Raw genomic sequence first — 21,020 nt, forward strand, 5'->3', positions numbered from 1 at the left:
CCGCCGCCCCTCCCCGCCGCCCTCGGCCGCGCCGGCGCCCGCCCCCCCCCCCCCCGGTCCAGGTGGGCGTACCCCGGCGGCAGTTCGCCGTCCGCCAGGGTCGCGCCCGTCTCCGTATAGGTGAGGCTCACCCGAGGGGTGGGTCTCAGCCGTCCAGCGAGGTCATGACGTGCTTGATGCGCGTGTAGTCCTCGAAGCCGTAGCCGGAGAGGTCCTTGCCGTAGCCGGACTTCTTGAAGCCGCCGTGCGGCATCTCGGCGACCAGCGGGATGTGGGTGTTGATCCACACGCAGCCGAAGTCGAGGGCCTTGGACATGCGCATCGCACGGCCGTGGTCCTTGGTCCACACGGAGGAGGCGAGGGCGTAGTCGACGCCGTTGGCGTAGGCGACGGCCTGCTCCTCGTCCGTGAAGGACTGGACGGTGATGACGGGGCCGAAGACCTCGTTCTGGATGATCTCGTCGTCCTGCTTGAGGCCCGAGACGACGGTGGCGGCGTAGAAGTAGCCCTTGTCGCCGACCCGGTGACCGCCGGCCTCGACCTTGGCGTGGGCCGGGAGGCGCTCGATGAAGCCGGAGACCTGCTTCAGCTGGTTCGGGTTGTTCAGCGGGCCGTAGAGCACGTCCTCGTCGTCCGGCTGACCGGTCCTGGTCTCGGCGGCGATCTTCGCGAGCGCGCTCACGAACTCGTCGTGCACGGACTCGTGGACCAGCACGCGCGTGGCGGCCGTGCAGTCCTGGCCGGCGTTGAAGTAACCGGCCTCGGCGATGCCCTCGGCGGCCTTCGCGATGTCGGCGTCGCCGAAGACGACGACCGGGGCCTTGCCGCCCAGCTCCAGGTGGACCCGCTTGAGGTCCTTGGAGGCGGACTCGGCGACGGACATGCCCGCGCGCACCGAGCCGGTGATGGAGGCCATCGCCGGGGTCGGGTGCTCGACCATGGCGCGGCCGGTGTCACGGTCGCCGCACACGACGTTGAAGACGCCCTTGGGGACGATCGAGCCGATGATGTCGGCCATCAGGGCCGTCGACGCCGGGGTGGTGTCGGACGGCTTGAGGACCACCGTGTTGCCCGCGGCGAGCGCCGGGGCGAACTTCCACACGGCCATCATCATCGGGTAGTTCCACGGCGCGACCTGGGCGCAGACGCCGATCGGCTCGCGGCGGATGATGGAGGTCAGGCCCTCCATGTACTCGCCGGCGGAGCGGCCCTCGAGCATGCGGGCGGCACCGGCGAAGAAGCGGATCTGGTCCACCATCGGCGGGATCTCTTCGCTGCGGGTGAGGCCGATCGGCTTGCCCGTGTTCTCGACCTCGGCCGCGATGAGCTCCTCGGCCCGCTCCTCGAACGCGTCGGCGATCTTCAGGAGGTACTTCTGGCGCTCGCCCGGCGTGAGGTCGCGCCACGCGGGGAACGCCGCCTCGGCCGCGGCCATCGCCGCGTCCACGTCGGCCTGCCCGGACAGCGGCGCGGTCGCGTACGCCTCGCCCGTGGCGGGGTTGACCACGTCCGTGGTCCGTCCGTCGGCGGCGTCCCGGAACTCACCGTCGATGTAGTTACGCAGACGACGCAGCTCACTGGTGGTCACTGCCGGCCCTCCTGACCTGAGAAGACGTTCGGTTCCTGCAGGGTTCTGGCGTCCTGCGCACGGCGCGCGCCGGTGTCCAGCCCCTGAGACGTCCCACCCTAGTCGGACCGCCGACGTTTTCAACACCCCCCGACCCTCACGAACTACGGAATCCGTGAAGTCCGAGGTGGCAGACAACGAATTTCATCGATCTGGGGTTGCGAAACGGACGAGACCTCGTGCACAGTGAGGTCGTGGCCAGTCGCAGCGCAGACCCCAAGGGACCCAGTTCGAGGAACGGCGGAAGCCCGCCTCTGGACTCCGTCTCCCTCGCCATCATCGAACAGCTCCAGGAAGACGGCAGGCGTCCGTACGCCGCCATCGGGAAGGCCGTGGGCCTGTCCGAGGCAGCGGTCCGCCAGCGCGTCCAGAAGCTGCTCGACCAGGGCGTGATGCAGATCGTCGCCGTCACGGACCCGCTCACCGTGGGATTCCGCCGGCAGGCGATGGTCGGCATCAACGCCGAGGGCGACCTGGATCCCGTGGCGGATGCGCTGACGGCCATGCCGGAATGCGAGTACGTCGTGATGACGGCAGGCTCGTTCGACCTGATGGTGGAGGTCGTCTGTGAGGACGACGACCACCTTCTGGACGTGATCAACAAACGCATCCGGGCCCTGCCCGGCGTGCGCTCCACCGAGAGCTTCGTCTACCTCAAGCTCAAGAAGCAGACCTATATGTGGGGAACCCGATAGCCGTGAGCAAGGACCTCAGCCAGAGCGCGTACGACCACCTGTGGATGCACTTCACCCGCATGTCGTCGTACGAGAACGCGCCCGTACCCACCATCGTTCGTGGCGAGGGCACCTACATCTACGACGACAAGGGCAAGAAGTACCTCGACGGTCTCGCGGGCCTGTTCGTGGTCCAGGCCGGCCACGGCCGCCAGGAGCTCGCCGAGGTCGCCGCGAAGCAGGCCGCCGAGCTGGCCTTCTTCCCGATCTGGTCGTACGCCCACCCCAAGGCCGTGGAGCTGGCCGAGCGCCTCGCCCACTACGCCCCGGGCGACCTGAACAAGGTCTTCTTCACCACCGGTGGCGGCGAGGCCGTGGAGACCGCCTGGAAGCTTGCGAAGCAGTACCACAAGCTCAACGGCAACCACACGAAGTACAAGGTCATCTCCCGCGCGGTCGCCTACCACGGCACCCCGCAGGGCGCCCTGTCCATCACGGGTCTGCCGGCCCTCAAGGCCCCCTTCGAGCCGCTCGTCCCGGGCGCGCACAAGGTGCCGAACACGAACATCTACCGCGCCCCGATCCACGGTGACGACCCGGAGGCCTTCGGCCGCTGGTGCGCCGACCAGATCGAGCAGGAGATCCTGTTCGAGGGCCCGGAGACGGTCGCGGCCGTCTTCCTCGAGCCGGTGCAGAACGCCGGTGGCTGCTTCCCGCCGCCGCCCGGCTACTTCCAGCGCGTGCGCGAGATCTGCGACCAGTACGACGTGCTGCTCGTCTCCGACGAGGTCATCTGCGCCTTCGGCCGCCTCGGCACGATGTTCGCCTGTGACAAGTTCGGCTACGTGCCGGACATCATCACCTGCGCCAAGGGCATGACCTCGGGCTACTCCCCGATCGGTGCCGCGATCGTCTCGGACCGCATCGCCGAGCCGTTCTACAAGGGTGACAACACCTTCCTGCACGGCTACACCTTCGGTGGTCACCCCGTGTCGGCGGCCGTGGGTCTCGCCAACCTCGACATCTTCGAGCGCGAGGGCCTCAACCAGCACGTGCTGGACAACGAGGCGAACTTCCTCAACACGCTGCAGAAGCTGAACGACCTGCCGATCGTCGGCGACGTCCGCGGCAACGGCTTCTTCTACGGCATCGAGCTCGTGAAGGACAAGGCCACCAAGGAGTCCTTCACGGACGAGGAGTCCGAGCGGATCCTGTACGGCTACGTCTCGAAGAAGCTCTTCGAGTACGGCCTGTACTGCCGTGCCGACGACCGTGGCGACCCGGTCATCCAGCTGTCGCCGCCGCTGATCTCCGACCAGGCGACGTTCGACGAGATCGAGGGCATCATCCGCCAGGTCCTCACCGAGGCCTGGACCAAGATCTGAGCCCTCCGCCCAGGCCCCGAGCCACGCCTCGGGATCTGAGCCGCGCGCACCACGGAACCAGCGCGCACCACGGCCCGGCTGCACCCGTCCGAGTGAGATGGGAGCGGCCGGGCCGCGTCGCGTCCGGCGCCACCGGCCGGAAAACCTAGCGTGCCCTGTGACCGATCGGCCCTGCCTTCGTTCCCCCGTACGGGGGACGGGAACTTGCCGGCATATCTGATCTGAACCGAGGTGTACGCCATGGTGGCCCCGCCGGACAACGACGTGCTCTGGGCACGCGCCCTGCACTTCTCCCACAGCGGCTCGCCCGCGCTCACCGGTGTCTCGCTCGGGGTGCGCCAGGGCGAGATCCTCGCCGTCGGCGGCCCGCGCGGCGCCGGCAAGACGACCCTGCTGCAGTGCCTTTCCGGACAGCTGCTGCCCCAGCAGGGCGAGGTGTGGTTCAACAGCGCCCCGGTCCACACGATGGGCCCGCTGGTGCGCGAGCGGCTGCGCCGGGACCGCTTCGGCTGGATCGACCCCGAGCCCGCCCTGGTCCCCGAGCTGAACGTGTGGGAGAACACCGCCCTGCCGCTCATGCTGCGCGGGGGCGGCCGCCGCCCCGCCAAGACCGCCGCCCACGAATGGCTGGAGCGGCTCGACGTCGGGCATCTCGCCCGCAAGCGCCCGCACGCCCTGCACATGGCCGAGCGGCAGCGCGTCGCCATCGCCCGCGCCCTGGTGCACGCGCCCGACGTCGTCTTCGCCGACGAGCCGACGGCGACCCTGCACCAGGCGGACCGCGCGCACGTCCTGCGCACCCTGACCGCGGCGGCCCGCTCGCACTCCATCACCGTGGTGCTCGCGACCAGTGACGCGGAGGTCGGCGCGCTCGCCGACCGCACCGTGCCGCTGCTCGACGGCCGCCGCGTGAACACCGTGCACCTGCCCGCCGGGCAGCCCGAGGCGGAAGGCCGGGCCGCGTGCTCGCTCTCCGTCTAGTCCGCGGGGCCCATCCCCTGGTCCAGCTGCGCAGACTCCTCGTGGCCGCCGCCTCGGCGGGCACCGGCTTCCTGCTGCTGTGCACGCTGGGCTACGCGATGGGTCACCCCGAGTCCTCCGGCGACGCCGTGCTCCGGCTCGCCTGGTGCGTGGTGCCGCTCGCCGCGACCGTCTATCTGGCGGTCGCCGTCGCCCGCTCCGACCCCGGCACGAAACCCCGCTCCGGACTCTCCGCCGTGGGACTCGGCCCCGCCCGCCTCACGCTGCTCGCCTCGGTGTCCACCGCCGTCGCCTGCACGCTGGGCTCGACGCTCGCCCTCCTGTTCTTCCTGCACCTGCGCGGCGACCTGACCGGGCTGCCGTTCGACGGCGCGGCCCGCGGGCTGCTCGCGGCCGACCAGCCGCTGCCGCTGGCCGCCACGCTCACCCTGCTCGCCTTCGTGCCGCTCGCCGCGTCCACGGCCAGCGCCCTGGTGCTGCGGCCCCGGATCGTGCGGGCGGGCGGCGCCAAGGCGGCCACGGACGCACCGCAGGACCTGAAGGAACCGGCCGCCGCGCCCAGCGGCCTGCCCTGGGGCGTCGCGCTGCTCGCCGCCGGACTCGCCGTCGAGACGTACGCGGCGCACGCGCGCGGCGGCGCCGGGTTCCCGATGCCCGGCGGGCTCGGCGGCAGCCCGTCCGGTGTGCTGGCCGGCTGGGCGCTCACCGCGGTCGGCCTGGCACTCGTCGGGCCGGGCCTGACCTACCAGTGCGGGCGCGCCCTGCAGGCCGTACGGCCCGGCGCGGTGCGGCTGCTCGCGGGGCGGGTGCTGATGGAGGAGGCCGGGCGCATCGGCCGGCCGCTCGGTGTCGTGTGCGCGGTGGCCTCCGGCGTCTACGCGGCGACCGTGCTGGCGGGCGCCCGCCCGGCGCTCGGCCCGTTGTCGGCGATCGGCGGCGTCCTCGTCGTCGGCTGCACGCTCGCGACGCTCGCCACGGCTGCCGTCGAGGCCCGCCAGGTCCGCCGGCACACCCAGACGGCGCTGCTGCGACTGGGCGCCCCGGCGACCGTGCTGCGGAGCTCCGCGGCGCTCCGCGCGGGCGCGCTGCTCGCCGTTTTCGGCCCGCTGACCTGGGCCGTCGCAGAACTTTCGGCGGCTCCGCTGCTGGCGCGATGAGTTTTGCCCGCGCCGGGCGTCTAACCCTGCGAGCATCACGACAGCCAAGCGACCGCACGACACAGAAGGCGACGGGCCCCTCATGACGCAGCACCAGTACCAGCAGATGATCTTCGTGAACCTGGCCGTGAGCGACCTGGACGCGTCCAAGAAGTTCTTCACGGAGCTCGGCTTCACGATCAACCAGCAGTTCACGGACGAGACCGCGTCCGCCGTGGTCGTCAGCGACACGATCATCCTCATGGTGATGACCAAGGAGAAGTACTCCGGCTTCACGAAGAAGACGATCATCGACTCGACCACCTCCAGCGAGGTGCTGCTGTGCCTGAGCGCCGAGAGCCGCGAGAAGGTCGACGAGCTCGTCGAGCGGGCGATCGCGGCCGGCGGCACCGAGACCGGCGAGAAGCAGGACCACGGCTTCATGTACGGGCGGGCCTTCGACGACATCGACGGCCACACCTTCGAGGTCGCGTGGATGGACCCGAGCGTCATCCAGGACTGATCAAGTCCGCGCCGGGCGGGCGTGCTTAAGCTGGGCGGGTGCAGCCGACACCGTCACCTTCGAGTGATCCCTCAGCACCTTCGGGTGAACCCGCCCTGCCCGGCGCGGCCCACGACCGCGAGATCGAGACGGTCGCCGAGTTCGACGAGGTGGCCGCGAGCGGTTCGATCGCCGGGCACCGGGTGCAGGCCGTCGACCTGACGGAGCGCACCGACCGGCTGCTCGCCGTGGAGACGGCGGGCGCCCTCTTCCTCGGCTGCCCCATGACGCCGGAGGCGGCCCTGAGCGTACGGGCCCGGGGCGCCCTGGTCTTCCCCCCGGTCCCCGGTCTCCCCTTCGACCCGTACCGCGGGCACCTCTACACGCCGGACGAGTTGTTCACGCACCTGGCGTCCGGTGGCTACGAGGCGACGCCGGACGCCCGCGCGTACGCCTGGTTCCAGCACACGAAGGCGGACGGCGACGTCTTCGCGTCGATGCTGCGCGCGATCCACGACGACTCGGTCTCGGACGCGCTCGACGAACTCCTCACCGGGTCACCGGTGGTGGGCGTCATGGGCGGCCACGCCATGGCGCGCGGCACCGAGGACTACGCGGAGGCGGCCCGGCTCGGCCGGACCCTCGCGCGGTCCGGTCTCACGGTGGCGACGGGCGGCGGCCCGGGCGCGATGGAGGCGGCGAACCTGGGCGCGTACGCGGCCCCGTTCGACGGCACCATGCTCGACGAGTCGCTCGAACTCCTCGCCAAGGCACCGTCGTTCGCCCCGTCGGTCACGGACTGGGCGGCCGCCGCGTTCGAGGTGCGGGCCCGCCATCCGCGCGGCGGCGCCTCGGTCGGCATCCCCACCTGGTTCTACGGCCACGAGCCGCCGAACGCGTTCGCCGAGCACATCGCCAAGTACTTCGCCAACGCCACGCGCGAGGACGGGCTGCTCGCCCGGTCGACCGCGGGCGTCGTCTTCCTGCCGGGCGCCGCCGGCACCGTGCAGGAGGTCTTCGACAACGCCACGCCCAACTACTACGAGTCCCGGGGCGAACCGACGCCGATGGTGCTGGTCGGCCGCGCGCACTGGACCGAGAAGCTGCCCGCCTGGCCGCTGCTGCGGGCGCTGGCGCGCGAGCGGTCCATGGAGCACCGGATCGCGCTCGTGGACACCCCGGCGGAGGCCGCCGAGGCGATCCGCGCCCTCGGGTCAAGCACGGGTCAAGACTGACCGGTCTTCACCGCACCGTATTGACGCTGTGTCACGGGCACTTGTAAACGTTTGAGGACCGTGAGGGTGCCGAGGCCGGAGCTGTGGCGTGTGCCGCTTGGTGCGCGCCCGCGGCGTGTTCCGCTTGGCGCACACCGTGACGCTTCCTCACCGCACCCCTCTTCTGTACGGCATCCCGTACTGATCCCGTGAAGGACAGCCGTGTCCGTTACCCCCCGCATATCCGCCCGTGCCGCCCGCTTCGCCGGTGTGGCCGCGGCCGCCTCGGCGCTGGCGCTCGGCGCCGCCGGCACCGCGTCGGCGTGCAACATCAGTGAGTTCACCGCCGTCGCCGAGTGCGCCGGCGAGCAGGGCGTCATCACCGTGGTCGACAAGGACCCGTCCGGCGTCAAGGCGACCGTCTCGGTCTACCTGAAGTCGGGCGGCACCGAGAAGCTGATCGGCTCTCAGGACGTGCAGGGCACCCGCGAGGGCGCCACGCTCACGTTCAAGGAGAACTGGCAGCCGAACGCCACGTACCGCGTGCACGTGAAGGCCGGCGACCAGGTCGACGAGGACATCTCTCCGGACGTGACCGCGCCGGGCAAGGCCTGCGCCACCACCCCCGCGCCGTCGAAGCCGGCGCCCTCGAAGCCCGCCCCGTCGAAGCCGGCGCCTTCGAAGCCCGCGCCGAGCACCTCGGCTCCGGCGTCTCCCACCCCGGCCGCCCCGGCACCGAGCAACTCGCCTGCGCCTGCGGGCAGTTCGGACAACCTGGCCGAGACCGGATCGAGCTCCAACACCCCGCTGTTCGCCGGTCTCGCCGCGGCGCTCGTCGTCGCGGGCGGCGGCATCGTGTTCGCGCTGCGCAAGCGGGGCGCGGCCCAGCGCTGACCCCGCTCGAACCGCTCCTGCTCCTGGCCTGCGGGGCGTCACCCTCGGTGGCGCCCCGTCGTGCTGCCCTGACCGGGGCGGTACTCAGCCGAAGGTCGCCACCTTCAGCCAGAAGTCCAGCAGCTCACGGTCGCCGAGGACCTCGAGGGCCGGCGCGTCGGGCGAGGTGCGGCGGTAGAACGCGAGGACCAGCTCGGTGAGGGGACCGCGCAGGGCGACGTCGGCGCGGGCGTGCTCGTGGCTCCAGGACAGACCGTCGTCGGCGAGGTCGAGGACCCACTCGGCGGACGGGGCACCGGGCGGGGTGTCGGTGGCGTGCAGGTGCAGCGTGCGGCCGCCGTGGCGCAGCTCGTTGGCGTTGTCCTCCGGGAAGGACTGCGCGAAGCGCACGATCTCCAGCCACTCCTCGATGGTGTCGGCGGCCACCTCCCGCGCCACGTCGTAGTCGGCCCGGGCGGCGATCGCCGCGTCGGCGCGGTGGATCACCGTCTCGTGGGTCATGCGGCGGGCCCAGAACCCGGCGTCCTGCCGCCAGGCCCAGGTCCACACGGGCTGTTCGGGGCCGGCGGCGCGCAGAGTGGCGGCGAGGAGCTCCGCGCCCTCGGCGAGCCAGGCGTCGAGCGCGGCCGGGTCCTCGCTGTCCGGCCCGGCGAAGTGCGGCACCTGCTCCTCGGGGACGTCCTCGCCCGCGCGGGTCCGTACGAGGGTCTCGGCCCAGCGGTGCGCGCCGCCGACGTGCACAGCGAGTTCGCGCAGGCTCCAGTCGGGGCAGGTCGGGACGGTGGTGGTGAGATCGGCGCCGGTCAGGTGCTGTCTCAGCAGTCCGGTCTGGGCCACGATCTCGGAGCAGTAGCGGTCGTGCGTGAGCGGGCTTCGGGGGTCTGTGTGGGTCGCCATGATCCCGACCCTACGGAACGGGCCCCGCGCCCAGCACCACGATTTCCTCGGCGTCGAAGGCGACGCCGACCTCGGCGCCCTGCCCGGGGGCAGAGCGCAGCCCGCAGGCAGCTTCGAGCCGGGGCGCGTCGCAGGGCTGCAACTGGAGCGCGACATGGGTGCCGCGGAAGGTCCGGGCGGCCACGGTGCAGGTCAGCTGGGCGTCGGCGGCGTCGACCAGGCGTACCCCTGTGGGACGTACGAGGATCTTCACCTGCCCCTGGGGAGAGCCGGCGGGCACCGGGACCTTGCCCCACGGGGTGTCGGCGGCGTCGCCGGACACGGAGACGGTCGCCTCGACGACATTGTCGAAGCCGAGGAAGCGGGCGACGAACTCGTCGGCGGGGCGCTGCCACACCTCCAGCGGGGTGCCGGACTGGGCGATGCGGCCGTCGCGCATGACGACGACCCGGTCGGCGAGCGCGAAGGCCTCGCCCTGGTCGTGGGTGACGGCGAGAACGGTGGTGCCCAACTCGCCGAACAGTTCGCGCAGTTCGACGACGAGGCGTTCGCGCAGGGAGCGGTCGAGCTGGCCGAGGGGCTCGTCGAGCATGAGCAGCCGGGGGCGCGGGGCCAGAGATCGGGCGAGGGCGACGCGCTGCTGTTCGCCGCCGGAGAGCGCGGAGACGGCACGGCGCGCGGCGCCCGGCAGTCCGACGAGCTCCAGCAACTCCCCCACGCGCGCGGACTGTTCGGCGCGCGCCGCGCCGTGCATGCGCAGCCCGAACGCGACGTTGGCGCCCACGTCGCGCTGCGGGAACAGCTGGTGGTCCTGGAACATGAGGCCGACGCCCCGCTTGTGCGCGGGCACCCCCCGCTGGTCGCGCCCGCCGAGGACGATCCGGCCGCCGTCCAGCGGCTGGAGTCCGGCGACGGCGCGCAGCAGCGTCGACTTGCCGCTGCCGCTCGGGCCGAGGACGCACACGATCTCGTGCTCGGCGACCTCCAGGTCCACCCGGTCGAGCACGGCGCGCCCGCCGAACCGTACGGTCGCCTCGTCCAGAGCCAGTAGGGCCGTCATCAGAACTCCCCCGTCTGGGCCCGTGCGGGCCGGATGCGTTCGAGCAGCAGGAGGCAGACGGCGCAGACGACCATGAGGACGGTCGACAGGGCCATCGCCTGCCCGTAGTTGAGGTCGCCGGCGCGGCCGAGGAGCCGGGCCACGGCGACCGGCAGCGTCGGGTTGTCGGGCCGCGCGATGAACACGGTGGCGCCGAACTCGCCCAGCGACACGGCGAAGGCGAATCCGGCGGCGATCAGGAGCGCCCGGCGCACCATCGGCAGGTCGACCTCGCGCCAGGCCCGCAGCGGCGAGGCCCCGAGCACGGCGGCGGCCTCGCGCAGCCGCCCGTCGACCGCGCGGAGCACCGGCAGCATGGTGCGCACGACGAAGGGCACGCCGACCAGGGCCTGGGCGAGCGGCACGAGCCACCAGGACTGGCGCAGGTCGAGCGGCGGTTCGTCGAGGGTGATGAGGAAGCCGAAGCCGACGGTCACGGCGGAGACGCCGAGCGGCAGCATCAGCAGGGCGTCGAACCCGCGGACCAGGCGTCCGGCCCGGCGAGTGAGGGCGGCAGCGGCGAGTCCGCCGATCACGAGGGCGACGGCGGTCGCGGCCAGGGCGTAGCGCAGCGAGTTCCACACCGCCTCGATGGGCGGCACGAGGAAGGTGCCGCCGTCGGCGTCGCCGAGCGCGCGGTAGTACGCGAAGCCGAAGCCTCCGGGGGCCTGCAGGGAGCGCTGGACCAGGACGCCGAGCGGCAGCAGGATCAGCACGGCGACGGTGGCGAGGACGAGGGCGAGCAGGGCGCGCTGGCCGGCGCCGCGCGGCGGACGCGCGGTGTGCGCGGCGTCGACGAGCCGCAGGGCGCTCTCCCGGCGCCGCACGGTCCAGGCGTGCACGAGCAGGATGAGCCCGACGGCCGCGAACTGCACGATGGTCAGCACGGCGGCGGTCGACAGGTCGAAGATCTGCGCGGTCTGCCGGTAGATCTCCACCTCCAGCGTGGAGAATCCCGGGCCGCCGAGGATCTGGACGACACCGAACGACGTGAAGGTGAAGAGGAAGACCATCAGGGCCGCGGCGGCGACGGCGGGCCCGAGCGCGGGCAGCGTCACCTTGCGCCAGGCGGCGAGGCGGGAGGCGCCGAGCATCCGCGCGGCCTCCTCTTGGCGCGGGTCGAGCTGCGCCCACAGGCCGCCGACGGTCCGTACGACGACGGCGTAGTTGAAGAAGACGTGCGCGAGCAGGATGGCCCACACGGTGGTGTCGAGCCGGACCCCCCACAGATCGTCGAGGAGTCCGCCGCGGCCGACGACCGCGAGGAAGGCGGTGCCGACGACGACGGTGGGCAGCACGAACGGCACGGTGACGGCGGCCCGCAGCACCTGCTTGCCGGGGAAGTCGAGCCGGGCGAAGACGTAGGCGCCGGGCAGGGCGATCAGCAGGGTCAGCGCGGTGGAGGCGAGCGCCTGCCACACGGTGAACCACAGGACGTGCCGGACGTCCGCCTCCCCGAGCACGTCGAGGATCCGGCCGAGGCGCCAGACCCCGTCGGCGTGCAGACCGCGCTCGACGATCGCGGCGACGGGGTAGGCGAAGAAGAGCCCGAAGAACACGGCGGGCACGGCCATGAGACCGAGCCGCGCCGCGCTCCCCGTACGGAGCCGGCGCGGCCGGTTGGCGGCCTCGGCCTTGTCCGTGACCGCGGTCTTGTCCGTGGCCCCGGTCTTGTCCGTGACCTCGGCCTTGTCCGGGGTCACTTCCTGACGAGCGACGTCCACGTCTTGACCCACTCGTCGCGGTGGTCCGCGATGTTCCGCGGGCTCATGGTGTGCGGCTTGTCGATCTCGACCGCGTACTTGGTGTAGTCGGCGGGCGCGACGGCGTTCTTCGCCACCGGGTCGACGAACATGTTGAGCGGCATGTCCTCCTGGAACTGCTTGGAGATCAGGAAGTCGAGGAAGGCCTTGCCGCCCTTCTCGTTCTTCGCCCCGTCGAGCAGGCCGGCGAACTCGATCTGCCGGAAGCAGGTGCCGGTCGCGACGCCGACGGGCGAGGTCTTGGGCTGCGGGTCGGAGTAGATCGCCTCGGCGGGCGGGGAGGACGCGTAGGAGACGACGAGCGGGCGGTCGCCGCCGGCCTTCTTGCCGCCGGCGCTGCCGGAGAACTCCTCGTTGTACGCCTGGTCCCAGCCGCTGACGACCTTCACGCCGTTGGCGTTCAGCTTCTTCCAGTAGGACTGCCAGCCGTCGTCGCCGTACTGGGCAGCGCTGCCGAGCAGGAAGCCGAGGCCCGGCGAGGACGTCGCGGCGTCCTCGGTGACCAGCAGGTTCTTGTACGCGGGCTTGGCCAGGTCGGCGAAGGAGGCCGGCGGCGTCAGCTTGTGGTCGGCGAAGTACTTCTTGTCGTAGTTGACGCAGATGTCGCCGGTGTCGACGGGCGTGACGCGGTTCTTGCCCTTGTCGAGGCGGTACTGGTCCGGGACCTGGTCGATGCCCTTGGCCTCGTAGGAGGTGAACAGGCCGTTGTCGAGGGCGCGGGACAGCAGGGTGTTGTCGACGCCGAAGAACACGTCGCCGACGGGGTTGCCCTTGGACAGGATCGCCTTGTTGACGGCCTGGCCGGCGTCGCCGTCCTCGACGACCTTCACCTTGTAGCCGGACTTCTTCTCGAAGTCCTTGAGCACGTTCTTGGAGACGGCCCACGAGTCGTGGCTGACCAGGGTGACCGTCTTGGACTCGGCGGCGTCCCCGCCGCCCGAGGACGACGAGCCGCACGCGGACAGCGTGACGAGCCCGAGACCCACGGCCGCGGCCAGGTACGCCTTCTTGTTCTTGCTCACTGGTTTTCCTCCTGGGGGTGACCAGGAAGAGACGCGGCCCTGCCCGGGGCCACGCGGGGCTCCGGGCAGGGCGCAACAGCTTGAGTGGTGACCGAACTTCCTACCCAGAATGACCTGGGCAAGGTTCAGAGGGTCTGCGGCTCTGCCGCACTCTCAGCGCTGTGGCGCTCCCCTGTCGGAATATGAAGATGTGGTACTGGGGGCAAGGCTACCGCTCGGTGGCGGCAAGCTGTCCACACGCCCCGTCGATCTCCTGGCCACGGGTGTCCCGGATGGTGACAGGGACGCCGTGCGCGGCGATGGCCTCGACGAACGCCTTCTCGTCCTCGGGACGCGACGCGGTCCACTTGGAGCCCGGGGTCGGGTTCAGCGGGATGAGGTTGACGTGCACGGGCTTGCCGCGGAGCAGGCGCCCCAGCCGGTCACCGCGCCAGGCCTGGTCGTTGATGTCCCGGATGAGCGCGTACTCGATGGACAGCCGGCGCCCGGACTTGGCCGCGTACTCCCACCCGGCGTCGAGGACCTCGCGCACCTTCCACCGCGTGTTGACGGGCACGAGGGTGTCGCGCAGCTCGTCGTCAGGGGCGTGCAGCGAGATGGCCAGCCGGCACTTGAAGCCTTCATCGGCGAACCGGTGAATGGCCGGGACCAGGCCGACCGTCGACACGGTGATCCCGCGCTGGCTGAGCCCGAGCCCGTCCGGCTCGGGGTCGGTGAGGGCGCGGATGGCGCCGACGACCCGCTTGTAGTTGGCGAGCGGCTCGCCCATCCCCATGAACACGATGTTGGACAGCCGCGCCGGTCCGCCGGGGATCTCCCCGTCCCGCAGGGCCCGCATCCCGTCGACGATCTGGTGCACGATCTCACCGGTCGACAGGTTCCGGTCCAGCCCGGCCTGCCCGGTCGCGCAGAACGGGCAGTTCATCCCGCACCCGGCCTGCGACGAGATGCACATCGTCACCCGGTCCGGGTACCGCATGAGCACGGACTCGACGAGCGTCCCGTCGAACAGCCGCCACAGGGTCTTGCGGGTGGTGTCCTGGTCGGTCGACAGATGCCGCACGACGGTCATCAGCTCGGGCAGCAGCGCCTCCCGCAGCTTCTCGCGCGACCCGGCGGGAATGTCGGTCCACTCCGCGGGGTCGTGCGCGTACCGCGCGAAGTAGTGCGTCGACAGCTGCTTGGCGCGGAACGGCTTCTCACCGATCGCGGCGACGGCTTCCTTCCGCTCGGCGGGCGAGAGGTCGGCAAGGTGCCGCGGCGGCTTCTTGGCTCCGCGGGGGGCGACGAATGTGAGTTCTCCGGGCTTAGGCATGGCTGTACCAGTGTCGCAGACAAACGAGGACGGGCCCGCCGCCCTGTGGACAACGGACCCGCACCGGGAGAAACGCAGGTCAGCCGGACCCGACGAACAGCACCAGCAGCAGCCACACCACCGGCGCCGTCGGCAGCAGGGAGTCCAGGCGGTCCATGATGCCCCCGTGCCCGGGGAGCAGGGTGCCCATGTCCTTGATGCCGAGGTCGCGCTTGATCATGGACTCGCCGAGGTCGCCGAGCGTCGCGGACGCGGCGACGCAGACGCCGAGGACCAGGCCCTGCCACCACGTGCCGTCGTCCACCAGGAACTGCATGCACAGCACGCCCGCCACCATCGCGAACAGCACCGCGCCGAACAGGCCCTCGCGGGTCTTGCCGGGGCTGATGCGCGGGGCGAGCTTGTGCTTGCCGAAGCGCCAGCCGATCGCGTACGCGCCGGTGTCGCTGACGACGGTGAGGATCAGGAACGTGAGGACGCGCCAGGCGCCGTCGTCCGCGGTGAGCATCATCGCCACGAACGTCGCGAGGAACGGCACGTAGAACGCGGCGAAGACGCCCGCGGTGACGTCCTTGAGGTAGCCCTCGGGCGGCTCGGTCATCCGCCAGACCAGGACGGCGAGCGCGGTCAGCGCCATCGCCACCCAGGCACCCTCGGCCCCGCGCACGTACCCGGCGACGACCATGGCCGCGCCGCCCACGGCGAGCGGCACCAGCGGCGCCTTGATGCTCTTGCGCTCCTGGAGGCGGGAGGTGAGCTCCCACAGGCCGACGACGACGGCGACCGCTATCACGCCGACGAACACGGCCTTGACGACGAACAGCGACGCGATGATCACCGCGCCGAGCCCGACGCCGACCCCTATGGCCGATCCGAGGTCACGGCCCGCGCTCTTCTTCGGCTTCGGGGCCGGCGAGGGCTCCGGAGCGTCGGGGGCGGGCTGCGGGGTTGCGCCGGTCATGGGCTCCTGCGGCGTCTCGTCGCGGAACAGAGGGCCGCTCGGGCGAGCGGCCCCCCGGTCGTCCTGGCCACCGCCCTCTGGGAAAGCACCAGAGGGCACGTCAGGCATATCGGGCACGATGGGCATGGGCCGAGTCTCGCCAACCGCGTGCGGTTCGTACGCGGGACCCGCCGGAGCGTGCCCCGGCTCGTACGAGGGGTCGTACGAGGGGTCGTACGAGGGAACCGCGCCGTACGCGGCCCCCTGGTCGTACCCCTGGCCCTGCCCGTGGCCGGGCGCCTGGCCGAAGCCGGGCTCCTGGCCGTACGAGGCGGAGGCACCCTCGCCGTAAGGGGAGCCCCGGTGTACGGGCCCGGTCGGCGCACCCCAGGAAGAGTCGTTCACGGATTCCTCGAACCTCGATGTTCCGCGCTCGCTCAGACTTCGAGCAGCTCGGCTTCCTTGTGCTTGAGCAGCTCGTCGACCTGGGCCACGTACTTGGCGGTGGTGTCGTCGAGCTCCTTCTCCGCGCGACGGCCCTCGTCCTCGCCGACCTCGCCGTCCTTGACGGCCTTGTCGATGGCGTCCTTGGCCTTGCGGCGCACGGAGCGGATGGAGACCTTGCTGTCCTCCGCCTTGGTCTTGGCGACCTTGATGTAGTCGCGGCGGCGCTCCTCGGTCAGCTCCGGGAACGTCACACGGATGATGCTGCCGTCGTTGCTCGGGTTGACGCCGAGGTCCGAGTCGCGGATCGCCTGCTCGATGTTGCGCAGGGCGCTCTTGTCGAACGGGGTCACCACGGCCATCCGCGGCTCCGGCACCGAGAACGAGGCCAGCTGGTTGATCGGCGTCAGCGCGCCGTAGTAGTCGGCCACGATCTTGTTGAACATCGCCGGGTGCGCACGGCCGGTGCGGATCGCGGCGAAGTCCTCCTTGGCGACCACGACGGCCTTCTCCATCTTCTCCTCGGCCTCGAGGAGGGTCTCTTCGATCACCACTTGCTCCTGCGTGTCTTGAGTGAGGCCCGGCGTGCACGGGGCGGCCGGCTGCGTCGTGTGTCTTCGGTCCTGCGATCCTGCGGTCGTCGCACCAGACGGTGTCCGACCGGCAGGCCATTGTCCATCCCTCGCGGGACGCACGGGGGACGGGGTCAGGCGCGCGTGCCCTGCTCGCCCACGAGCGTCCCGATCTTCTCACCCTTGACGGCGCGGGCGATATTGCCCGTGGCGAGGAGCTCGAAGACGAGGATCGGGAGCTTGTTGTCCCGGCACAGGGTGATCGCGGTCATGTCGGCGACCTTGAGGTCCCGGGTGATGACCTCGCCGTAGCTGAGCGCGTCGAACTTCACGGCCGTGGGGTTGGTCTTCGGGTCGGAGTCGTAGACCCCGTCCACGCCGTTCTTGCCCATGAGCAGCGCCTCGGCGTCGATCTCCAAGGCGCGCTGCGCGGCGGTGGTGTCGGTGGAGAAGTACGGCATGCCCATGCCCGCGCCGAAGATGACGACACGGCCCTTCTCCAGGTGGCGCACGGCGCGCAGCGGGATGTACGGCTCGGCGACCTGGCCCATGGTGATGGCGGTCTGGACCCGGCTGTCGATGCCTTCCTTCTCCAGGAAGTCCTGGAGGGCGAGGCAGTTCATGACGGTGCCGAGCATGCCCATGTAGTCGGAGCGCGCCCGGTCCATGCCGCGCTGCTGGAGCTCGGCGCCGCGGAAGAAGTTGCCGCCGCCGATGACGACGGCGATCTGTGCCCCGTCGCGGACGACGGCCGCGATCTCACGGGCGATGGCGTGCACCACGTCGGGGTCGACTCCCAGACCCCCGCCCCCGGCGAACGCCTCGCCGGAAAGCTTCAGCAGAAAGCGCCCCGCGCCTTTGCCGTCGTCGCTGTTGTCCTTGTCGGCCTGGGTGGTGGTCATGGAATCTCGCCTCTTCTGCTTGGCACACATACGAAGGAGGCCACTGCCGATGGGGTGGTTCGCATCCCATGCGCGGCAATGGCCTCCTCGTCACATCTGCGGTCGTCCGGCGCGTGCCCGGACGACTGCTGTCGACCCTAGCGGGGTCTCCCGTCGGGCGGGGTCCGGACTCAGATGCCGACCTTGATGCGCGCGAAGCGCTTCAGGGTGACACCGGCCTCCTGGAGGACCTTCTCGACGGACTTCTTGTTGTCGAGGGCGTACGGCTGACCGAGCAGCGTGGCGTCCTTGAAGAAGCCGTTGAGGCGACCCTCGACGATCTTCGGCAGGGCGGCCTCGGGCTTGCCCTCGGCGCGGGTGGTCTCCTCGGCGACGCGACGCTCGGTCTCGACGACCTCGGCCGGGACGTCCTCGCGGGAGAGGTACTTCGGCGCGAAGGCGGCGATGTGCTGGGCGACGCCCTTGGCGATCTCCGCGTTCTCCTTGTCGAGCTCGACGAGGACACCGATCTGCGGGGGCAGGTCGGGCATCGTGCGGTGCATGTACGCGGAGACGTAACCGCCGGTGAACTGCGCGAAGCGGTCCAGGACGATCTTCTCGCCGAGGTTGGCGTTCGCCTCGTCGACGAAGGCCTGCACGGTCTTGCCGGGCTCGATCTCGGAGGCGAGCAGCGCCTCGATGTCGGCCGGGGAGGTCTTCGCGACGTGCTCGGCGAGCTGGTTGGCGACCGACTGGAACTTCTCGCCCTTGGCGACGAAGTCCGTCTCGCACTTCAGCTCGACGATGACACCCGAGGTGTTGTCGTCGGCGATGAGGGAGACCACGGCGCCGTTCTCGGCGGAGCGGCCCTCGCGCTTGGCGACGCCCTTCTGGCCCTTGATGCGCAGGGCCTCGACGGCCTTGTCGACGTTGCCCTCGGCCTCGTCCAGCGCCTTCTTGCAGTCCATCATGCCGGCGCCCGTGAGCTCACGGAGCTTCTTGACGTCAGCGGCGGTGTAGTTCGCCATGATCCTGGTTTTCTCTCTACGAAGTCTGAGAAGTGTGCGTCGGAGGTGCGGGCCGGTGTCGCGCCGGCCAGGTGCGCCTCCAGAGTCACGGGTGAACGGCGGGGGCCGCGCAGGCCCCCGCCGTCACCTCATGAAACCGGTACCCGTACGGGTCAGGCCTGCTCGGCGTCCGCGGCCGGAGCCTCGGCGGCGGGGGCCTCGGCGGCAGCAGCCTCGGCGGCCGGGGCCTCCTCAGCCTTCTCGTCGGCCTTCTTCTCGCCCTCGAGCAGGTCGCGCTCCCACTCGGCCAGCGGCTCGCCCTGGGCCTTCTCGCCCGGCTTCGAGTCACCGGCGGCAACGCCGGAGCGGGCGATGAGGCCCTCGGCGACGGCGTCGGCGATCACGCGGGTGAGCAGGGTGACGGAGCGGATCGCGTCGTCGTTGCCCGGGATCTTGTAGTCGACCTCGTCGGGGTCACAGTTCGTGTCGAGGATCGCGACGACCGGGATGTTGAGCTTCCGGGCCTCGCCGACAGCGATGTGCTCCTTCTTGGTGTCCACGATCCAGACGGCGCTGGGAACCTTGGACATCTCGCGGATACCGCCGAGGGTCTTCTCCAGCTTGGCCTTCTCGCGCGAGAGCACGAGAAGCTCCTTCTTGGTGAGACCGGACGCGGCGACGTCCTCGAAGTCGATCTGCTCGAGCTCCTTCAGGCGCTGCAGACGCTTGTAGACGGTCGAGAAGTTGGTGAGCATGCCGCCCAGCCAGCGCTGGTTCACGTAGGGCATGCCGACGCGGGTCGCCTGCTCGGCGATCGCCTCCTGCGCCTGCTTCTTCGTACCGACGAACATGACCGTGCCGCCGTGGGCGACGGTCTCCTTGACGAACTCGTAGGCGCGGTCGATGTACGACAGCGACTGGAGCAGGTCGATGATGTAGATGCCGTTGCGCTCCGTGAAGATGAAGCGCTACATCTTCGGGTACCAACGACGGGTCTGGTGACCGAAGTGGACGCCGCTCTCCAGCAGCTCCCGCATCGTGACGACGGCCATGGCCGTACTCCTCTGGTGTTCTCGGTTGTTTCCTGACGCCCCACCGCATGCCTGCCGCGTACGCTCTGTCGCTCGTACGGGACCGATAGGCCGCTGACACCGAAGGTGTCGGGGCGTGCGAAGTCGATCCGGTGGCCCGGATCGCCACAAGAAGTGTACGGGACCCGCGGAGCAGCGGGTGACGCCGCTGTCCACAACCGGCCGGTAGTCCACGATTCGCCGCCATGATCCGCGCGGATCGGCCCGGAGGCGGATCGTCTGAGCCATGCGAACACTACTCAGCGTGATGATCCTGCCGGTCCTGCTGCTGCTCGTGCCCGCCTCGGCACGGGCGGACCCGGCCGGCCCGTCCCCCACCTCGAACATCTGGCCGGTGGGCGAACGTCCGGCGATCGTGCGCGACTGGTCCCCGCCGGCCTCGCCCTACGGCCCCGGCCACCGCGGCGTCGATCTCGCCGCACCCATCGGCGCACCGGTCCGCACGGTCGCGGCGGGCCGCGTCTCCTTCGCCGGCCAGGTGGCGGGGCGCGGCGTCGTCACCGTGGAACTCGACGGCTCCGGCGCCCCGCCGCTGCGCACGTCGTACGAGCCGGTGGCGGCGTCGGTGCGCAAGGGGGACCCGGTCGCGGCAGGCGCCACCCTGGGCACGCTGGAACTCCCGACGGGCCACTGCCCGCCCGCCACCCCGTCCTGCCTGCACTGGGGCCTGCGCCGCGCCACGGCCTACCTGAACCCGCTGACCCTGCTGACCCCGACGGCCCGCCACCCGGCCCCACCCCGCCTGCTCCCCCTCTGGGGCCCACTCCCCCTCGCCTTCGGCCAGCGCTTCAGCCCGGGGTACGCCTTCTGGTCTCCGTAGCCCTGGGCTGCCTGGGAGCGTCGGGCGGCCTGCCTTCCGGGCGGCTCAGCAGCATGGAGCGATCTGTCGCCCAGGCCGTCACCAGCCTCGGCGGTCTGCCTTCCCGGTGGCCCAGCAGCGTCGGGCGACCTGCCACCTGGGTGGCTCAGCAGCGTCCGGTGGTCCGCCGCCTGCGGCCTCTCAGCCGGAGACGCCCCGGAGCACCATGGCGACCGCCGCGTCGACGATCACCCCGGGCTCCTCCGCCGCCCCGAGCTCGATCCGCCGCACAGCCGCGTCGACGACCCCCTGTACAAGCATCGCGGCCAGCCGCGGCTCCGCGTGCCCCATCTCCCCGAGCGCCTCGACGATCATCGCGACGAGCCCGCCGTGCGCGGCCCGGATCTTCTCCCGCGCCCCGGCGTCCAGCTCACTGGCCGAGATCGCGACGACGGCCCGGTGCCGCCGGTCCCCGACCAGCGCCAACTGCTCCCGCACATACGCCTCGACCTTGCCCCGAGGCGTCGCGGCCCGCGCCATCCCGGCCTCGACCTCGGCGGCCCACACCGGGAAGTCGACCTCGCACAGCTCCTCGACGACGGCCGCCCGGGACTTGAAGTACTCGTACACGGACGAGCGCGCGAGCCCCGTCCGCTCGGCGAGCGCGGGAAACGTCAGCGCCTCCGTCCCGCCCTCGGACAGCAGGGAACGCGCCGCGTCCAGAAGGGCGCCGCGCTGCATCGACCGGTGCTCGGCCACAGAGGCCGCTCGAATCCT

19 protein-coding genes, 1 pseudogene and 1 riboswitch are annotated in these 21,020 nt (G+C 71.2%); of the genes and pseudogenes, 8 read left to right on the top strand and 12 right to left on the bottom strand.

Annotated features, from left to right (window positions below; all coding sequences use genetic code 11):
• Positions 1 to 145 precede the first annotated feature (145 nt).
• A complete protein-coding gene (locus tag ACFW9D_RS09005) occupies positions 146 to 1,588 on the bottom strand; it encodes a gamma-aminobutyraldehyde dehydrogenase (RefSeq protein WP_188336587.1) in 1,443 nt (480 codons plus the stop codon).
• Positions 1,589 to 1,806: 218 nt separating this feature from the next.
• Here ACFW9D_RS09005 and ACFW9D_RS09010 point away from each other — a divergent pair, with 218 nt between their 5' ends.
• The 7 genes from ACFW9D_RS09010 (at position 1,807) to ACFW9D_RS09040 (ending at position 8,413) form a co-directional block, all read left to right on the top strand.
• A complete protein-coding gene (locus ACFW9D_RS09010; RefSeq protein WP_188336588.1) occupies positions 1,807 to 2,322 on the top strand; it encodes an Lrp/AsnC family transcriptional regulator in 516 nt (171 codons plus the stop codon).
• Positions 2,307 to 3,686, top strand: coding sequence for an aspartate aminotransferase family protein (locus tag ACFW9D_RS09015; protein WP_384619506.1), 1,380 nt, complete (start codon positions 2,307 to 2,309; stop codon positions 3,684 to 3,686). The genes ACFW9D_RS09010 and ACFW9D_RS09015 overlap by 16 nt, the downstream gene beginning before the upstream one ends.
• A 240-nt stretch (positions 3,687 to 3,926) precedes the next feature.
• The gene (locus ACFW9D_RS09020) at positions 3,927 to 4,667 is read left to right on the top strand and encodes an ABC transporter ATP-binding protein (protein WP_188336590.1); all 741 of its coding nucleotides are present in this window, start codon (positions 3,927 to 3,929) and stop codon (positions 4,665 to 4,667) included.
• Positions 4,649 to 5,824 (top strand): hypothetical protein, encoded by a 1,176-nt coding sequence (locus ACFW9D_RS09025; protein ID WP_384619509.1) that lies wholly within the window; start codon positions 4,649 to 4,651, stop codon positions 5,822 to 5,824. Before ACFW9D_RS09020 ends, ACFW9D_RS09025 begins: the two co-directional genes overlap by 19 nt.
• A gap of 82 nt (positions 5,825 to 5,906) precedes the next feature.
• Positions 5,907 to 6,326 carry a VOC family protein gene (locus ACFW9D_RS09030; RefSeq protein ID WP_188336592.1) on the top strand — a complete coding sequence of 140 codons (420 nt, stop codon included), beginning with the start codon at positions 5,907 to 5,909 and terminating at the stop codon, positions 6,324 to 6,326.
• A gap of 95 nt (positions 6,327 to 6,421) precedes the next feature.
• Positions 6,422 to 7,540: an LOG family protein gene (locus ACFW9D_RS09035; protein ID WP_384619571.1), complete on the top strand. Its 1,119-nt coding sequence runs from the start codon at positions 6,422 to 6,424 to the stop codon at positions 7,538 to 7,540.
• Between the two features lie 201 nt (positions 7,541 to 7,741).
• The gene (locus ACFW9D_RS09040; protein WP_188336593.1) at positions 7,742 to 8,413 is read left to right on the top strand and encodes an LAETG motif-containing sortase-dependent surface protein; all 672 of its coding nucleotides are present in this window, start codon (positions 7,742 to 7,744) and stop codon (positions 8,411 to 8,413) included.
• A gap of 84 nt (positions 8,414 to 8,497) precedes the next feature.
• Here ACFW9D_RS09040 and ACFW9D_RS09045 read toward each other — a convergent pair whose 3' ends face one another.
• The 10 genes and pseudogenes from ACFW9D_RS09045 to rpsB form a co-directional block, all read right to left on the bottom strand.
• Positions 8,498 to 9,310, bottom strand: a complete 813-nt coding sequence (locus ACFW9D_RS09045; protein WP_384619514.1) for a maleylpyruvate isomerase N-terminal domain-containing protein — start codon at positions 9,308 to 9,310, stop codon at positions 8,498 to 8,500.
• A 10-nt stretch (positions 9,311 to 9,320) separates the two neighbouring features.
• A complete protein-coding gene (locus ACFW9D_RS09050; RefSeq protein WP_384619516.1) occupies positions 9,321 to 10,370 on the bottom strand; it encodes an ABC transporter ATP-binding protein in 1,050 nt (349 codons plus the stop codon).
• Positions 10,370 to 11,983, bottom strand: coding sequence for an iron ABC transporter permease (locus tag ACFW9D_RS09055; protein WP_188341278.1), 1,614 nt, complete (start codon positions 11,981 to 11,983; stop codon positions 10,370 to 10,372). Before ACFW9D_RS09055 ends, ACFW9D_RS09050 begins: the two co-directional genes overlap by 1 nt.
• Before the next feature lie 125 nt (positions 11,984 to 12,108).
• Positions 12,109 to 13,194 (bottom strand): thiamine ABC transporter substrate binding subunit, encoded by a 1,086-nt coding sequence (locus ACFW9D_RS09060; protein WP_188336596.1) that lies wholly within the window; start codon positions 13,192 to 13,194, stop codon positions 12,109 to 12,111.
• Positions 13,195 to 13,273: 79 nt separating this feature from the next.
• Positions 13,274 to 13,378, bottom strand: a riboswitch (TPP riboswitch).
• Between the two features lie 24 nt (positions 13,379 to 13,402).
• Positions 13,403 to 14,509, bottom strand: a complete 1,107-nt coding sequence (gene rlmN / locus ACFW9D_RS09065) for a 23S rRNA (adenine(2503)-C(2))-methyltransferase RlmN (RefSeq protein WP_188336597.1) — start codon at positions 14,507 to 14,509, stop codon at positions 13,403 to 13,405.
• Between the two features lie 79 nt (positions 14,510 to 14,588).
• Positions 14,589 to 15,854 (bottom strand): phosphatidate cytidylyltransferase, encoded by a 1,266-nt coding sequence (locus ACFW9D_RS09070; protein WP_384619518.1) that lies wholly within the window; start codon positions 15,852 to 15,854, stop codon positions 14,589 to 14,591.
• A 32-nt stretch (positions 15,855 to 15,886) separates the two neighbouring features.
• Complete coding sequence (frr, locus tag ACFW9D_RS09075; protein WP_161301549.1) at positions 15,887 to 16,444, bottom strand: ribosome recycling factor; 558 nt, start codon at positions 16,442 to 16,444, stop codon at positions 15,887 to 15,889.
• 155 nt (positions 16,445 to 16,599) lie between these two features.
• Positions 16,600 to 17,367, bottom strand: a complete 768-nt coding sequence (pyrH, locus tag ACFW9D_RS09080) for a UMP kinase (RefSeq protein WP_188336598.1) — start codon at positions 17,365 to 17,367, stop codon at positions 16,600 to 16,602.
• A gap of 170 nt (positions 17,368 to 17,537) precedes the next feature.
• Positions 17,538 to 18,374: a translation elongation factor Ts gene (gene tsf / locus ACFW9D_RS09085; protein ID WP_188336599.1), complete on the bottom strand. Its 837-nt coding sequence runs from the start codon at positions 18,372 to 18,374 to the stop codon at positions 17,538 to 17,540.
• 152 nt (positions 18,375 to 18,526) lie between these two features.
• A pseudogene (rpsB, locus tag ACFW9D_RS09090) lies at positions 18,527 to 19,405 on the bottom strand (30S ribosomal protein S2).
• A 265-nt stretch (positions 19,406 to 19,670) separates the two neighbouring features.
• Between rpsB and ACFW9D_RS09095 the strand changes: the two are divergent.
• Entirely contained in the window at positions 19,671 to 20,264 is a 594-nt protein-coding gene (locus tag ACFW9D_RS09095) for a murein hydrolase activator EnvC family protein (protein WP_384619523.1), read from the top strand.
• Positions 20,265 to 20,444: 180 nt separating this feature from the next.
• Here the strand turns inward: ACFW9D_RS09095 and ACFW9D_RS09100 are convergent, their stop codons facing one another.
• Positions 20,445 to 21,002, bottom strand: a complete 558-nt coding sequence (locus ACFW9D_RS09100; RefSeq protein ID WP_188336602.1) for a TetR/AcrR family transcriptional regulator — start codon at positions 21,000 to 21,002, stop codon at positions 20,445 to 20,447.
• Between the last annotated feature and the right edge of the window lie 18 nt (positions 21,003 to 21,020).

This window comes from Streptomyces sp. NPDC059524 (assembly GCF_042749255.1).
Lineage (GTDB): Bacteria > Actinomycetota > Actinomycetes > Streptomycetales > Streptomycetaceae > Streptomyces > Streptomyces xanthii.